Origin of the sequence: Parabacteroides sp. AF21-43 (genome assembly GCF_003635435.1) — a bacterium.
Lineage (GTDB): Bacteria > Bacteroidota > Bacteroidia > Bacteroidales > Tannerellaceae > Parabacteroides > Parabacteroides distasonis.
On the sequence record NZ_QTMG01000036.1, the window covers coordinates 1 to 698 of the forward strand.

Below are 698 nucleotides of genomic sequence, written 5' to 3' on the forward strand. Positions count from 1 at the left end.
CTGCCCCGTGATAAGATCGAGATAGACTTGGAGGCGGTGAGGAAGCAGCTTACCGGTAAGCGGATTCTGATAACAGGAGCCGCCGGGAGTATCGGCAGCGAGATCGTGCGGCAGGTAGCCCAGTTCGCCCCGGAACGTATGGTCTTGATAGATCAGGCGGAGACTCCCTTGCACGATGTCCGCTTGATGATGGCTCGTGGGTGGCCGGATATAGAATCCTATACGGTTGTGAGCGATATTTGTGTGCGTGAACGCATGGAGGAGCTGTTCGAGGAGCATCGTCCGGATTACGTGTTTCATGCCGCGGCTTACAAGCATGTACCTATGATGGAGGATAATCCGGAGGAGAGTGTCCGCAACAACGTGGACGGTACCCGGGTGATCGCAGACTTGGCGGTGAAATACGGCACGAGGAAGTTCGTGATGGTATCGACCGACAAGGCGGTGAATCCCACGAACGTGATGGGCTGCTCGAAACGTATTTGCGAGATCTACGTGCAGAGCTTGGATCAAGCCATCAAGGATGGGAAGGTGAGGGGGCGTACGCAATTCGTGACGACTCGTTTCGGTAATGTGCTGGGATCGAACGGTTCCGTGATCCCGTTATTCAAGGAGCAGATCAAGCGGGGCGGTCCGGTGACGGTGACGCACAAGGATATCATTCGTTTCTTCATGCTGATACCGGAGGCTTGTAAGCT

Annotated in this window: 1 protein-coding gene; it reads left to right on the forward strand. The window is 55.2% G+C overall.

Features of this window, described 5'->3' with window-relative positions; genetic code table 11:
- Positions 1-698: polysaccharide biosynthesis protein (locus DWX84_RS21985; RefSeq protein ID WP_233573966.1), on the forward strand; the 698-nt coding region annotated here is incomplete at both ends.